The 14,665-nt window shown below is 67.6% G+C and carries 12 protein-coding genes, 2 tRNA genes and 1 pseudogene; 8 read left to right on the forward strand and 7 right to left on the reverse strand.

Annotation, left to right across the window (positions count from 1 at the left end; genetic code table 11):
* The first annotated feature begins 16 nt into the window (after nucleotides 1–16).
* From BLU81_RS38250 to BLU81_RS38275, 6 genes are all read left to right on the forward strand, one after another.
* Nucleotides 17–1,045, forward strand: a complete 1,029-nt coding sequence (locus BLU81_RS38250) for a YlbL family protein (protein ID WP_092552795.1) — start codon at nucleotides 17–19, stop codon at nucleotides 1,043–1,045.
* A 128-nt stretch (nucleotides 1,046–1,173) separates the two neighbouring features.
* Nucleotides 1,174–4,128 (forward strand): UPF0182 family membrane protein, encoded by a 2,955-nt coding sequence (locus BLU81_RS38255; protein ID WP_092552799.1) that lies wholly within the window; start codon nucleotides 1,174–1,176, stop codon nucleotides 4,126–4,128.
* 64 nt (nucleotides 4,129–4,192) lie between these two features.
* Nucleotides 4,193–4,266 (forward strand) — tRNA-Met (locus tag BLU81_RS38260).
* 143 nt (nucleotides 4,267–4,409) lie between these two features.
* Nucleotides 4,410–4,934, forward strand: a complete 525-nt coding sequence (locus tag BLU81_RS38265; RefSeq protein ID WP_092552802.1) for a MarR family winged helix-turn-helix transcriptional regulator — start codon at nucleotides 4,410–4,412, stop codon at nucleotides 4,932–4,934.
* Between the two features lie 99 nt (nucleotides 4,935–5,033).
* Entirely contained in the window at nucleotides 5,034–5,840 is an 807-nt protein-coding gene (locus BLU81_RS38270; RefSeq protein ID WP_092552805.1) for an MBL fold metallo-hydrolase, read from the forward strand.
* A 2-nt stretch (nucleotides 5,841–5,842) separates the two neighbouring features.
* Nucleotides 5,843–6,241, forward strand: a complete 399-nt coding sequence (locus tag BLU81_RS38275) for a nuclear transport factor 2 family protein (RefSeq protein WP_092552808.1) — start codon at nucleotides 5,843–5,845, stop codon at nucleotides 6,239–6,241.
* A gap of 65 nt (nucleotides 6,242–6,306) precedes the next feature.
* Here BLU81_RS38275 and BLU81_RS38280 read toward each other — a convergent pair whose 3' ends face one another.
* The 5 genes from BLU81_RS38280 to BLU81_RS38300 all read right to left on the reverse strand — a co-directional run bounded on the left by BLU81_RS38280 (nucleotide 6,307) and on the right by BLU81_RS38300 (nucleotide 10,450).
* Nucleotides 6,307–7,092 (reverse strand): maleylpyruvate isomerase family mycothiol-dependent enzyme, encoded by a 786-nt coding sequence (locus BLU81_RS38280; RefSeq protein WP_092552811.1) that lies wholly within the window; start codon nucleotides 7,090–7,092, stop codon nucleotides 6,307–6,309.
* A 73-nt stretch (nucleotides 7,093–7,165) separates the two neighbouring features.
* Nucleotides 7,166–7,561 (reverse strand): hypothetical protein, encoded by a 396-nt coding sequence (locus tag BLU81_RS38285; RefSeq protein WP_092552814.1) that lies wholly within the window; start codon nucleotides 7,559–7,561, stop codon nucleotides 7,166–7,168.
* Nucleotides 7,562–7,564: 3 nt separating this feature from the next.
* Nucleotides 7,565–8,653, reverse strand: coding sequence for a type IV toxin-antitoxin system AbiEi family antitoxin (locus BLU81_RS38290; protein WP_157751974.1), 1,089 nt, complete (start codon nucleotides 8,651–8,653; stop codon nucleotides 7,565–7,567).
* Nucleotides 8,654–9,017: 364 nt separating this feature from the next.
* A tRNA-Met gene (locus tag BLU81_RS38295) sits at nucleotides 9,018–9,091 on the reverse strand.
* A 126-nt stretch (nucleotides 9,092–9,217) separates the two neighbouring features.
* A complete protein-coding gene (locus BLU81_RS38300) occupies nucleotides 9,218–10,450 on the reverse strand; it encodes a lamin tail domain-containing protein (RefSeq protein ID WP_231953713.1) in 1,233 nt (410 codons plus the stop codon).
* 382 nt (nucleotides 10,451–10,832) lie between these two features.
* On the opposite strand from BLU81_RS38300, the gene BLU81_RS38305 reads away from it, so the two are divergent.
* Together BLU81_RS38305 and BLU81_RS38310 are read left to right on the forward strand one after the other, a co-directional pair.
* Nucleotides 10,833–11,540, forward strand: coding sequence for a pentapeptide repeat-containing protein (locus BLU81_RS38305; RefSeq protein ID WP_231953714.1), 708 nt, complete (start codon nucleotides 10,833–10,835; stop codon nucleotides 11,538–11,540).
* Between the two features lie 18 nt (nucleotides 11,541–11,558).
* Nucleotides 11,559–12,500 (forward strand): annotated as a pseudogene (locus BLU81_RS38310) (TerC family protein); the annotation flags it as partial.
* A 273-nt stretch (nucleotides 12,501–12,773) separates the two neighbouring features.
* Here the strand turns inward: BLU81_RS38310 and BLU81_RS38315 are convergent.
* Together BLU81_RS38315 and BLU81_RS38320 are read right to left on the reverse strand one after the other, a co-directional pair.
* A complete protein-coding gene (locus BLU81_RS38315; protein WP_092552826.1) occupies nucleotides 12,774–13,595 on the reverse strand; it encodes a translation initiation factor 2 in 822 nt (273 codons plus the stop codon).
* A gap of 159 nt (nucleotides 13,596–13,754) precedes the next feature.
* On the reverse strand, nucleotides 13,755–14,606 hold the full coding sequence (locus BLU81_RS38320; RefSeq protein WP_092552830.1) for a spermidine synthase: 852 nt from the start codon (nucleotides 14,604–14,606) through the stop codon (nucleotides 13,755–13,757).
* Nucleotides 14,607–14,665 lie beyond the last annotated feature (59 nt).

Consider the following 14,665-nt stretch of genomic DNA (forward strand, 5'->3'; position numbering starts at 1 on the left):
GGGTACTCTCACGCGCATGAGACGTCGCGGAGTCACTGTCATCCTCGGCGCCCTGATCACCGCCCTGCTGGCTGCCGGTGTCATGGTCGCACCGATGCCCTACGTGGTGCTCAAGCCCGGTCCCACCGTCGATACCCTCGGGTCCTCCAACGGGACCGAGGTCATCAAGGTGACCAAGGGCGAGACCTCGTCATCCGCCGGCCAGCTGCGCCTCACCACGGTGAACGTGCAGTCACAGGTGGAGTTGGTGTGGGCGATCCGTGGCTGGCTGAGCGACTCCGACGCGGTGGTGCCGCGCGAGCTGATCTACCCGCCGGACCAGAGCGAGAAGCAGGTCCAGGCGCAGAACGCGCAGGAGTGGAAGGAATCGCAGACCAGCGCCGAGACGGTCGCCCTGCGCGAGCTGGGCTATCCGGTGCAGGTTTACGTGCGTAACGTCACGGCGGGCGGCGCGGCTGACGGTTCGCTGAAAGCGGACGACGTCATCACCGCAGTCGACGGGACCGCGATCACCAAGGCGGGCCAGGTCACCGAGCTGGTCCGGGCCAAACCCGCCGGGACCGAGCTGACCATCTCGTACGACCGGGCCGGCACCGCGGGCACCACGCGGATCGCCGCCAAGGCCGACCCGAAGGACGGCACGCCCCGGATCGGCATCGAGATCGACACCAAGCAGCCCCACCCGTTCGACATCAACATCGACCTCGACAAGATCGGCGGGCCGAGCGCCGGCCTGATGTTCAGCCTGGGGATCATCGACAAGTTGCGGCCGGCCGACCTGACCGGCGGCAAGGTGATCGCGGGCACCGGCACCATCGACGACGACGGCAACGTCGGCCCGATCGGCGGCATTCCGCAGAAGCTGAACGGTGCCAAGCGGGACGGCGCCACGCTCTTCCTGGTTCCCAAGGACAACTGCGCGGAGGCGCTGCGCAATCCCGTCCCCGGCCTGACCATGGCCGAGGTGGCCACGGTGGACGACGCGCTCACCGCACTCGAGACCTACGTCGCCGGCGGCGCACCCCAGCCGTGCACGGCGTCGTGATGCCCACGCCGGTAGTGACGAGACAGTTCTGCCGCGTATAGCAGTCGGATGCGACACCCTGAGGTGAAACACCGGCCAGACGAAGTGTGGAGCCAACGTTGGTCATGCGTAACAGTCCTCTACCGAGGATGAGCCGGCGCGGTCGCGTCACCGTCGGCGTCCTGGTCGGGGTCTTCATACTATTCACGCTCCTCGGGTGGGGTATCGACGCCTACACCGACTACCTGTGGTTCGACGAGGTCAAGAAGACGAATGTCTTCTCCGGCGTGCTGCTCACCCAGCTCGTCCTGTTCCTGGTCGTCGGTGCGGCGATGACGCTTGTCGTCGCCGGCAACCTCTACCTGGCTTACCGTCTGCGGCCGCTGCTGCGCCCGCACTCGGCCGAGCAGGCCACCCTGGAGCGTTACCGAATGATCCTGGCGCCCCGCCTGGGCACCTGGATCACCGTGACCGGTCTGGTCATCGGCTTCTTCGCGGGTCTCTCCGCGATGGGCCGGTGGAGCGACTGGATGCTGTTCCGTAACGGTGGGGACTTCGGGACCAAGGATCCCGAGTTCAACATCGACCACTCCTTCTACGTCTTCGACTACCCGATCTACCGGTACCTGCTCGGCCTCGGTTTCACCGCGATCGTGCTGTCGGTCCTCGGGTCGCTCGCGGTGCACTACATCTTCGGCGGTGTGCGCCTGCAGGGTGTCGGCGACCGGATGACCACCGCGGCCAGGGCTCACCTGACCTCGCTGGTGGCAGTCTTCGTGCTGCTCAAGGCGGTCGCTTACATCCTGGACCGGCAGGCGCTGCTGCTGGAACAGCACGTGTCCCCGGGGCTCTACGGCGCCGGTTACACCGACGTCAACGCGCTGCTGCCGGCCAAGGAGATCCTGGCGTACATCTCGGTGGTCGTCGCCATCGCGATCATCGTCTTCTCCAACGCCGTCATGCGGAACCTGGTCTGGCCCGGCGTCTCGCTGGCCCTGCTGGCGATCTCGGCCGTCGCGATCGGCGGCATCTACCCGCTGGCCGTGCAGAACTTCCAGGTGAAGCCGAGCCTCGCCGACAAGGAACGGCCATACATCCTCCGATCGATCGATGCGACCCGGGACGCCTTCGGCCTGGAGAACACCGAGGTCTCGAAGTACCAGGCCAAGAACGAACGGCCGGTCGCGTCGCTGCCGACCGACGCCAGCGCGCAGAACGTGCGGATCATCGACCCGCAGCTCGTCTCGCAGGCGTTCACCCAGTCGCAGCAGTCCCGCGGCTTCTACGACTTCGGTGAGAAACTCGACGTCGACCGCTACACGATCGACGGCAAGACCCAGGACTACGTGGTCGGCGCGCGAGAGATCGACGACGACAAGCTGACCGCCCAGCAGCGCAACTGGATCAACCGGCACACCGTCTACACCCACGGCTACGGCCTGGTGGCGGCGCCGGCCAACAAGGTCTGCGGGACCGGCCTGCCGTACTTCGCCTCCGGCCTCATCGGCAGCGACAACTCCAACGCCGGTGCCTGCATCACCCCGACCGCGGCCCTCGAAGCCGAGCAGCCGCGGATCTACTACGGCGAGCAGTCCACCGAGTACGCGATCGTCGGTCAGGCCGAAGAGAGCAAGAACGTCGAGTTCGACCGCCCGCAGGACGCCAGCAGCAACAGCGGCGAGGTGCTCTACACGTACTCCGGTGCTGGTGGTGTCGAGATCGGGTCGTTCTTCCGGCGTCTCGTCTTCGCGATCCACAACACCGAGAGCAACTTCCTGCTCTCCGACGCGGTCAACAACAGCTCCAAGGTGATGTACACCCGTGAGCCGCGCGAGCGGGTCGCCAAGGTCGCGCCGTTCCTCACCATCGACGGCGACCCGTACCCGGCTGTCGTCAACGGCCGGATCACCTGGATCCTCGACGGTTACACGACGGCGAAGACCTACCCGTACGCCCAGAAGATCAACCTGGCCACCGAGACACGCGACGAACTGACCGGCACGGGCTCCTTCGCCCTGGCCCGTGACGACGTCAACTACATGCGCAACTCGGTCAAGGCGACGGTCGACGCGTACGACGGGACCGTCACGCTCTACGAATTCGACGACCAGGACCCGGTCCTCAAGGCGTGGAACAAGGCGTTCGGTGGCGACCTCATCGTCCCGAAGGACCAGATCCCGACCGCGCTCGCCGACCACTTCCGCTACCCGGCCGACCTGTTCAAGGTGCAGCGCAACCTGCTCACCAAGTTCCACGTCACCGACCCGCGGACGTTCTTCTCCGGCGACGACTTCTGGCAGGTCCCGAACGCGCCCGACTCGCCGTCGGACGGGTACCAGCCGCCGTACTACCTCAACGTCAAGCTGCCCGAGCAGGACGAGACCCGCTTCCAGCTCACCGCCGGCGTGACACCACTCAACCGGGAGAACATGGCGGCCCTGATCTCCGCCTCCTACGTCAGCGGGCAACCACGGCTCGAGATCCTCGAACTACCCGACGACACGGTCGTGCCCGGTCCCGTCCAGGTACACCAGCGGATGGTCAACAACTACGGCGTCTCCCAACAGTTGGCCCTGCTGACCCGTGGCGGCCAGGCCACCGTGCTCTACGGCAACCTGATCTCACTGCCGCTGGCCGACGACATCCTGTACGTCGAGCCCGTCTACGTACGGAGCAGCCAGGCCGGTGCCGCACCACTGCTGCAGAAGGTCCTGATGTCGTACGGCGACGGCGGCACGTACGTCGTCCTCGAGGACAACCTGGAGGAAGGCCTCAAGGCCCTCGCCGAACTCGGTAAGACCGGTGCACCCACCACCCCCACCACTCCGGGGACCGAGACACCCGGCACCACCACACCCACCACTCCGCCGAGCAACGCGCCGCCCGGCGACGTCAGCGCCGAACTCGCCTCCGCGGCGGCCGCCATGGACAAGGCCATCGCCGACCTGCGGGCCGCCAAGCAGTCCGGCGACCTCGTCAAGGAGGGCCAGGCCCTGACCGCGCTGGGTGAAGCCATCAAGCGCTTCCAGACCGCCCAGCAGGCCGCCGGGGCGACCCCGGCTGCCTCCACTCCCGCCAGCCCGACACCCACTCCGAGCGGGTGATGCGCGTCTCCGGGGACCGTTTTGCGGTCCCCGGAGCCCGTGCGCTAGGCTTTACCCATACCGACGCGGGGTGGAGCAGCTCGGTAGCTCGCTGGGCTCATAACCCAGAGGTCGCAGGTTCAAATCCTGTCCCCGCTACAAATGAGAACGCGGTTCGCCTCAACGGCGGACCGCGTTTTTCGTTTGCATCGACTCGGCGGCGCAGGCCGGTTCGAGGCCCGGCCGGTGCGCGCCAGTCGTGGCACCGGCTGTCGATGGTCCCCGGCTATCGTCGGCGGGTCATGGTGGCCAGACAGGGTGGGGTGCGGTTCGTGGATGCTGGCGAGGAGATCGGGTCGGCGCGGCAGGCGGCCGATGACGCCCTGGTGGTGACGTTCGGCCGGCTGCTGGGCGTGGCGAACCGGCTTGAACATCTGGTGGGCCGGGCACTCGAGCAGGAGTGCGGGATAAGCCACCTGATGTACGAGGTGCTGCTCATTCTGGGGCGGGCCGACGCTCCGGGGCTGGCGATGTCGGCCATCGGCCGGGCGCAGGTGCTGACCACTGGTGGGGTGACCCGGCTGATCGACCGGATGGAGGCGGCGGATCTGGTGCAGCGGGCCGACGACCCGGGCGATCGCCGCGGGCGGCTGGTCCGGTTGACGCCGCGGGGTGAGGAGACCGTCGTCCGTGCCACTCGGTTGCACCGGGAGAACCTGCAGCGACTCCTCGCGAGCCAGCTTCCCGCCGAGCGCTGGGACGCCTTCACCGAGGACCTGCGGATGCTGAGCCGTGGCGTGGGCGAGCAGGTGCCGCGCTTGCGGTGAGTGGCAGGCGGCACATACCTTCACATATACCTGACGCGTCAGTTACTGTTTCGTCAGGTAAGTTGCTGAAGAGTGCCGTTCACACCGAGGAGACATCCCATGAGCACGCTCGACTTCCAGGTCTTCGATCTCGACTTCCCCGTCGGCAGCAAGAACAAGACCGCCACCCTGGTCACCGGTGAGACCGACGCCCTGCTGGTCGACGCCGGTTTCACCCGCGCCGACGGGCACCGCCTGGCCGCGGCGATTCTCGACTCCGGCAAACGGCTCACCACGATCGTGATCAGCCACGGTGATCCGGACTTCTATTTCGGCGCCGAGGTGGTCGCCGACGCTTTCCCGGACGCGACGATCGTGGCGACGGTGCCGGTCATTGCACACATCCAGCGGTCGTACGAGAAGAAGTTGACGGCCTGGGCAGCGGCCGGAGTGAACCTGCCCACCCGCCTCGTGGAGATCGTGCCGTTGACCGGTGACCTCGTTCTGGAGGGCAACCGGTTCGAACTCAAGGGTGGTGCGGCCGACCTCCCGGACCGCCACTACCTGTGGCAGCCTGAGCACCGCGCCGTCCTCGGTGGAGTCCTGGTGTTCCAGCAGGAGCACGTCTGGACCGCCGACACCGCCCGTCCCGAGCAGCGCACGGCCTGGATCGCAGCGCTCGACGAGATCGCCGCCCTCCAGCCTGAGCTGGTCGTACCCGGACACCGGTTGCCAGGCACCGCCGCGGACCTGAGCGCCGTCACCGGCACCCGTGACTACCTGGTCGCCTTCGAGGAGGAACTGGCCAAGGCCGCCGACGGCCCGGCTCTCATCGAGGCGCTGACTAGCCGTTACCCGAAACACGGCATGCTGATCGCCGCCCAGATCGGCGCCAAGGTCGCCAAGGGCGAGATGAGCTGGGGCTGATCATGACCGACTTCACCACCTCGACCGCGCCCGCCGACGTGGTCCGCCGTCAGTACCTCGCCTCGGCGAACCGTGATCTGGAGGCCCTGCGGGCCACGCTGGCCCCGGACGTCGAGTGGACCGAGATGGCCGGATTTCCCCTGGCCGGCACCTACCGCACACCCGACGGTGTGATGGAGAGGCTCGGCGCTGACTGGGCGGACTGGACAGCCCATGATGACGTCTACGTCGCCGACGGCGAGAACGTCGTCGTCCTGGCCCGGTACACCGCCGTCAACAAGGCGACCGGCCGGCCGATCGACGTCCGCGTCGCCCACCACTTCATCGTCCGCGCGGGACAGATCGTTCGTTTTGAACAGTTCGTCGACACGGCGAAGGTTCGCGACGCCATGCTCGCCTGACCGGCGACGGCAGCGATCCGGCAAGGCGCTGTGGTGATCGGCCCGAGCCGATCACCACAGCCTTTTCAGAACCCGGGGAAGACGGCTCGCAGTTCGTCGAGTGAGATGTTTCCGGTCACGCCTACGCCGGCAGGCGTGTGCTGTGGGGCCAGCCGGCCGTAGAGCAGTCGCGCGGCCGCCTCCAGCGGTCCGTCGAACGTCGCGGTCGACGGTAGGGCCTCGGTGGTGAGCAGCGCCTTGTCGTCCAGGACGATGCGGTACGGGGTGTCGCTGATCTCGATGACAGCGTGCTCGTGGGCTTCGGCGGGTTTGCCGATGAAGCCGAGCAGGAAACCGAGACTGTCGCTGAGGTGTTCGGCCAACAGCACGGCGGCCGAATCGGTGAGGCCCGCCGACGGGTCGACACCTACCCGGACATCCCAGACATGCGGGGCGACCTCGCTCAGCCGCAGGGCGGCGAACGAGGAGAACGGCAGCGGGTCGGGCAGGAAGCTGCGGACCTTGATCTCGTCGTGTCGCTCTTCCGGCACCGCTTCGAAGGCCGTGACCAGTGCGGTGTCGGACTTCACCCAGCCGGCGGCCTGATCCTGCGGGCTCAGCGCGTTCCACCGGTCCCAGACACTCTGATTGAAGTCCGGACCGGGTGCCTCGGCCTCACCCAGGGCGGCACGGAAGCCGGCGAGCGTGATCTCCGCTCCGCTGCCCAGGTGCGACAGTACGTCGGCAATGGTCCACTCGGCGGCACCGGACGGGCCGGTGAGCTGCTCGGCGGAGAGTCCGGAGACCACGCCCGCGAGGGTGTCGTGCTCGCTGCGCAGGGCCGCGATCGTGCGACTGGCAAGGGTCGTCATATTCGATGAGCCTACCGACGCCCCAGCCGCTTCACGTGGCAGGCGAGCGGGTTGCCGAGCACCACGAGCCGAGTCAGAACAGCCCGGCATCCACCAGCCGCGCGCCGGGCAGGGCGCCCAACAGACGTAACGCCAGAGGTCTGTCCTGCTCGCGTGCTTGGGCGAGGACGCGCTCGTCGTCCTCGAGATCGGCAAGAAACCTGAAGTGGGTTCGCAGCGCCTCGGACAATTCTCCGGCCGTGGGGACGGGAACGGCGAGAGCGCCGATGTCCTCCTCGTCGAATTCGCCGGCACTGCGGTCGCGGAGCCACCGTTCCGGAATGAAGGCGGGACCTTCGTGGCCGGGCGCCGTGCAAGTGCCGGAGCAGCAGATCCTGGGCGATGTCGACGATTGCGGCATCGCGGCCTTGAGCGCCGGCTCCGTGCGGGGTATGCCGTGCGATATGGCCGAGGGTGAGCGCGATGCCACTCATCAGGTCGCCGCCAAGGCTCGTGGGTCGAACGGGAGGATCGTGTCGGCGACCTGCCAAGCGTTGTCGTGGTGGAGCAGTGGCCCGCGCGCGCCGAACCATGTCTTGCCGCGTAGCGGGCCCAGGCCGTGGATCGCGGTGGCCAGGTCGGGACGTAGTCCTTGAATTAGATAACCGAGGCGGGCGATGGTGGCCGTCGGACGTCCGGCTAGTTCAAGCGAGAGCCGATCCCAGGAGGTCTCCGCGGCAAGGTTCGGAAGCCATTCGAGAGCGCTTGCCCAGGACCGCACCGCACGAGGGCTCGTCGCCATGTGGGTGAGGACGCTTTCCCGGGTGAGCACCGGCACCCCGCGCAGTTCCTGAGGATCAAGGTAGGGAGCGAACACCGAGGCGGTGGTGGTGGCGGGTAACTGCTTGGCGAGGTCGGCAGTTGCGGCGGCGATCTCGATGCGGTTCGGGACCCGGTCGGCCGCCCCGTGTGCCCAGGCCGCGGTCTGCAGCGTCAGCGCACAACGAGCGCTGGGTCTCTGGGCGAGAAACGCCCTCAGAGGCATGACGGGCTCATTGCGGGAGTACGGGCCTGCCACGGCAGCGGGAGCGAACTCCCAGACCCCACGTTGCCCCGTGGCCAGTAGCCATCCACGCTCCCGGAGTCGTGCGGCGACGACTCGGACAGGCGAACGCACCCCATGGCGCTCAGCAAGCTCCGAGAGCTGGCCACTGGTGACGAGCACCGGTTGCTCCAGCTCGAGATCTTCAAGAATGCCCCCGAGCGACGGAGGTATCGTCCGTGTCATGAGCGATGTCCTTGAATCAGATTCAGGTACTTGGCTACCGCTTCTGACACTAGCGTGCTCCGGTGTCTCGGCCCGCCCGGTGGCGGTGACACCGATGGCGTTGTCCGTGTACGTGACGTTCCTGGTGAAGAGCCGGGCCGGCCGGTGGGGGTCGGAACCGTTCCAGGCGGCCGCCCACGCGGAAGCCACGGCCGGCGCCTGCTGATGGGCGTCGCTGCTCGTGTGCTTGGCGACCGTCGTTCCGGCCACCGAGGCGGTGCCCGCGTAGGTGCCGTCCCCCAGCGTGGCGGTCAAGACGACACCGGCGACGGCGATCCGGCGGGAAATGCGAGGAACGGAGATGGCTGACTCTCCTTGTACTGCGATGTCGGGCTGCGCAGCATCGGTCCGTTTGACTCGATCAGCATTCTCGGCCCGTAGCGTTCTTCGCGTAGGCAGAAACCACCTATTCGCGGCACCGAGGCGGAGTCATGCCGATACGCCCGGCAACCGCCGACAACACCTAGGCGACCGCGAGGCAGACCCTGACCGTGAGGAGCGCCCGCGAGAGAGCAGCGATTCGCGCCCACCGGGACGTGGGGTCCGGGGCTCGGCCCCGGTAGAAATGCGAAGAGGGCCCCGGTTCGCGCATTCCGCGAACAAGGACCCTCTGCACTCGTAGCGGGGACAGGATTTGAACCTGCGACCTCTGGGTTATGAGCCCAGCGAGCTACCGAGCTGCTCCACCCCGCGTCGGTATGGGTAAAGCTTAGCGCAAGGTTCCCGGCCTTCGCACAGGGGGTCGAATTCGTGGATAACCGCAGGTCCGGTCCGGGATGAACGAAGGCCCCGGCGAGTCACCGTCGGGGCCTTCGCCAGTCAGCAGGTGGTGTAGCCCTTGCCGGGCTTGGTCCACTTGCAGGTGTCGATCTGCTTGTTCTTGTCGGTGCTCAGGTAAGCGGTGTCGCCGCTGTTGTTCCACACGTGGATGGCCTTGCCCCAGTAGCGGGTGGCCGTGGTGTTGGTGCCCTTGCCGGTGCGGACGGCGACGCTCTTACCGGCGGTGAGGGTGTAGTTCGTGGTGAACCGGTAGAGGTTGCCGGCGGCGTCCTTGACGGTCCAGCTCTTCAGGTTGATGGACTTCTTCGTCTTGTTGGTCAGCCGGAAGTACTCACCGTTGATGCTCTTGTTGGTCTTCTTGTCCACGCCGGGAGCGTTGTACTGGATCCGGGTGAACTGGACCGAACCCACCGCGGGAGTGGCGGGCGTGGGGGTCGTGGGCTTCGAGGGGGACGGCGAGGCGGTGGGGCCCTGCGAAGGCGAGCTGGACGGGCTGGTCGGCGTGGTCGGCGTGGTCGAGTTGTCCGGGTCGGTGATCGTCGGGTTGAAGACCGGGTTGGAACCGCTCGGCGCGGGGGTCGCCCCGGTGCTCCCGCCGGTGACCGTCACCTGCCGATTCACCGAGTAGCTGGAGATGAGCAGGTTGTCGGGGTCGGCGATGCCGGTGTCCGGGTTACCGACCAGGGTCCGGTACGTGGGTGTGCCGGTGGGCTGGTTGGCCACCACGGCACTGAAGCCGGTGGCGCTGCTGTAACCGCCGGCGATCTCGGTCCATCCGCTGGCGGTGTAGCGCTGGAACGACACGGGAAGGCCGGGCTGGCCGGGGTTGACACCGACCGTGAGGGTGACCGAACCGTTGCTGGCGGGAACGGCGGTGAACACCTGCTGGACCCGGACGGCCACGTAACGGCGGTTCGAGTAGTCGGTGCCGACGCCGACCATCAGGATGTGACCCGAGTCCATCGGCCGGCTGATGGACCAGCGGCCGGAGCTGTTGGCGACCGCGGTGACCGGGCCCTCGTTGTTCTTGTAGTCCTTGGCCGGAGTCAGGGCGAGCTGCTGCTTGGAATATCCGGAGGCCCAGTTGTACGCGTCCTCGTAGAGCTGGACCGTCGCGCCGGGATCCGCGGTGCCGGTGAAGACCGCCGGGTCGGCTTCGTTGTAACCATTCGCCACCGGAGCCTTGTCGAACGTCGGCGTGGTGGCCGCCGACGCGGTATTCGCTAGCGCGACGCTGGCTCCGGCAAGGAGAACGCCGACAGCGGCACTCACGCCGAATATGGTTTTCGGTCGTCGTTGCATGTGGTTCAGATCCTCCGTAGTGAGGCAGCACACGGAGCGCCCGCCCCGGCATTGACGTCGACGCTATCGAGAATCGACGAGCAAGGTCATCGTCTTCCCGTCTGGGCACCCTAACCCGCAGGTGCCACCCCATGTGGTCTCTCTCGGTGGGCCGTGAGAAAAATTGCACGGGATGGTGTCGGTAAAGTTACCAACGGCATCTGCCGGGCAGGTATCGGCGATTTCGGTCACCAGTCCGATTTCGGGGAAAAGCGAAACCGGCAGCGTGTCATACCGAACCGGGCTGTTATACGAAAGCGGATAAATGACCGAACTGGCTGCCGATTGTGCTCGGTGTGCTGCTCTCTGTTGTGTGGCACCCGCTTTCGCGAAGTCGTCCGATTTCGCCGTCGACAAACCGGCCGGACGGCCCTGCCGGAACCTGGGCGACGATTTCCGCTGCACCGTTCACGAGGAACTGGTACCGCTGGGATTCCCCGGCTGTGTGGTCTTCGACTGTTTCGGTGCGGGGCAGCGGATCACTCAGGAGACGTTCGGGGGCCGGGACTGGCGGTCCGCTCCGGAGCTGTCCGGTGACATGTTCGCGGTGCTTCCGGTGGTGCGGCAGTTGCACGAGCTGATGTGGTACCTGACCGAGGCGCTGAAGCTGGACGAGACGCGCCGGCTGCATCCGAAGTTGCGGGCCGTCCTGGACGAGACCGACGCACTGGCCGCGAGCCCGCCGGGGGAACTCCGGGGTCTGGATGTCGATGCGTACCGGATGACGGTCGTGCCTCTGCTGCGCCGTGCGAGCGAATCGGCCCGCAGCCGGCACCGCGGCCCGGACCACAGCGGGGCGCGGTTGATCGGCCGCCGGATGCGCGGTGCCGATCTGCGCGGGGCGAGCTTCCGGGGTGCGCTGCTGATCGGCGCGGACCTGGGCGAGGCGGATCTGCGCCGGGCCGATTTCACCGGGGCGGACATGCGGGGTACGGATCTGCGGGGCGCGAATCTGAACGGGGTTCTGTTCCTGACTCCGTCACAGTTGCGGGCCGCCGTGACCGACGGCGATCAGCCCTAGGATGTACCGATGCAGCCCGTGTCCGGTCTGGTGTGGCTACTGACCATCCTGGCGATCATCTCCCTTCTGCTGTTCGACTTCTACTTCCATGTCCGGCGGGCGCACATCCCGACGCTGCGCGAGGCGGCGCTGTGGTCGACGATCTACATCGCGATCGCGATCCTCTTCGGCGCCGGTGTGTGGGCCTTCGGTGGGTCCACGATGGGCGCCGAGTACTTCGCGGGTTACGTCACCGAGAAGGCCCTCTCGGTCGACAACCTGTTCGTCTTCCTGCTGTTGATGAGCAGTTTCAAGGTGCCGCGCGCCGACCAGCAGAAGGTGCTGCTCGTCGGCATCGTCTTCTCGCTGCTGGCCCGGACCGGGTTCATCCTGGTCGGTGCCGCTCTGATCAACCGGTTCGCCTGGGTGTTCTACCTGTTCGGGCTGATCCTGCTGGTGACCGCGGGCAACCTGTTGAAGGGCAAGGCCGAAGAGGACGACGACACGTCGGACAACTTCGTGGTCCGGCTGGCCCGCCGGTTCCTGCGCACCTCGGACACCTATGACGGGGACAAGCTCTTCACCCACCAGGACGGCAAGCGGGTGCTGACCCCGATGCTGCTGGTGATGGTCGCGATCGGGGGCACCGACATCCTGTTCGCGCTCGACTCGATCCCGGCGATCTACGGGCTCACGCAGAACGTGTTCCTGGTCTTCACCGCGACCGCGTTCTCGCTGCTCGGGCTCCGGCAGCTGTACTTCCTGATCGACGGCCTGCTGGACCGGCTGGTGTTCCTCTCCTACGGGCTGGCCGCGATCCTGGCGCTGATCGGCGTGAAGCTGATCCTGCACGCCCTGCACGAGAACAACGTGCCGTTCATCAACGACGGCGAGCACATCAACGTCACCGAGATCCCGACCGTGGCGTCACTCGGCTTCATCGTCGGCGTGCTGATCATCACGGTGATCGCCTCGCTGCTCAGCCCGAAGGGCCGCGCCACGACGGCGATGGCCGCCGCTCGCCGGCACGCCAACGAGTTCCTCGACGTCGAGATCGATCCGGCCTACTGCGACGAGATCTACCACCGGCTTCAGATCGAGGAGAAGAACATCGCCGAGCTGCCGGAGAAATACAAGCGGCGGGTACGTCAGCAGGCCGAGCTGATGGAACTGCTGGACCGCGCGCACCGGTTGCATGACGAGCGGGTCGCCGCCGGGCACTGTTTCGTGCCCGCGACGACCTGAAGGTCTGATCTAGCGGTCGAGGAACTGGGAGAGGTTGGCACCCCGTCCGGTGTCGGGCTCCTGGGAGACCAGGTTCGCGACCCGGGCGGCCAGCGTCGCCGCACGCGACGCCAGGTCCGGCTCGTCGTGCAGGGCCTGCTCGGCACGCAGAGCCTGCTCGGCACGGAGCGCGTCGGCCTCCACCCCTGGCCGGTCGGTGTAGGCGCGGGAGCTGGACACCGGAGCGGCGGACTCGTCGTAGGCCGGTTCGTCGAAGGCCGGGCCGGGCACCGGCACCGCGCCGAGCAGCGACACGGTCTGGCCCTGGCCACCCTGGTAGTTGCTGAACTCCGGGCCGATCACCAGCCGGGACAGCATCCGGGCCTGCGGCGCGGGCACCCCGATGAGGTCGGCGTTCTCCACCCGGAACCGGGCGATCGCCTGCCGCAGCGTGTTGGCCAGGCGGTCGGCGTCGCTGACCTTGCTCAGGTTGCCCCCGGCGACGACGAGTGCCGGAAAGCTGCCGTCCGGCCCGTTGCACACGAGCTGGATCTGGGTGACCGTGGCGTTGCGCCCGGTCTCCCGGTTCCCGGGTTGCACCCGCAGATGCTGTGGCCAGAGCCAGAACAGCTCGCCACTACTCTGCGTCTCCCCACTGTCGTACGTGTAGCGGACACGACGGTCCGTGACGACGACGTCGGTCTCCTCCGGCAGGGTCCAGCGCGGCAGCGAGGACGCCTCGTCGAACGCGTACTCGGCCACGGCGCAGCGGCCCTGCCAGAGGACTCGCTCACCGCCGTCGAGCGGTCCGAGGTCCGTGCCCGCGGGGGACAGGAAGTGCTGGTGGAACATGGATGCCTTCCCCGTGCTCGCCACGAACGGAAACTCGCGGCCGCCTTGATTACAACCTGCTACCGGGCGTGTCGCTAGTGACCGGGCGTGGATCACACCTCGACTCGGGAAAACGACACAGGACGGTAACCAAGGTTGCACCTTCGGCCGACTCAGTAGTTACTTTCGGTTACTGAAGAGACCGTCGGGTGGTAGTGGAGAGGGTACCGCCGCGGCGTCCGGCACGGGGGCCACCCCACCGGTGAAGCGATCCAGGTCCGTCTCCACCCGGCCCGGGAACCAGTCGCCGGCGGCTCGCCGGGATAGCTCGGCCACGGGCGGCGGAATCCGGCCGGCCACCACCACCAGATTGCCGAACCGGCGCCCGCGCAGCACTCCCGCGTCGGCCACCAGACAGGCCTCCGGCAGCGCCGCCCGGATCGTGGCGACCTGGGCGCGGGCGTACCGCAGCGGCGGGCCGTCGGCCACGTTCGCGATCAGCCAGCCTTGCGGGGCCAGCACCCGGGCCACGTGCTGGGCGAACTCGGCCGAGGCCAGGTGGGCGGGGGTGCGGGAGCCGGCGAAGACGTCCAGGATCACCACGTCGTACCCGGCGTCGCGCATTCCCTCGACCGCCTCCCGCGCGTCGGCGACCCGGACCCGGATGCCGGACCGGTCGGGCAGCGGCAGTTCCCGGCGGACCAGCTCGACCAGCGGACCGTCGATCTCGACCACCCGCTGCGCCGAGCCGGGGCGGGTGGCCGCGACGTACCGCGGCAGCGTGAGAGCGCCTCCGCCGAGATGCAGCACCCGCAGCGGGCGGCCAGCCGGAGCCGCCAGATCGATCGCCGCGGCCATCCGCCGGACGTACTCGAACTCCAGGTGGGTGGGGTCGGCCAGATCGACGTGTGACTGTGGGGCGCCGTCCAGCAGCAGCGTCCACGCGGTGTCCCGATCGGGATCGGGCACCAGTTCGGCCGTCCCGGAGGCGACCGTCTCCACCGTCCGTCGTGCCGACCTGCGCTGCGCCATCCGGCCAGTATCCCGGTAGCGATCCGGTTGCCTCGGGCCGGGAACCCACAAGTCACAGC

The sequence above is a fragment of the Actinoplanes derwentensis genome (genome assembly GCF_900104725.1).
Taxonomy (GTDB): Bacteria; Actinomycetota; Actinomycetes; order Mycobacteriales; family Micromonosporaceae; genus Actinoplanes; species Actinoplanes derwentensis.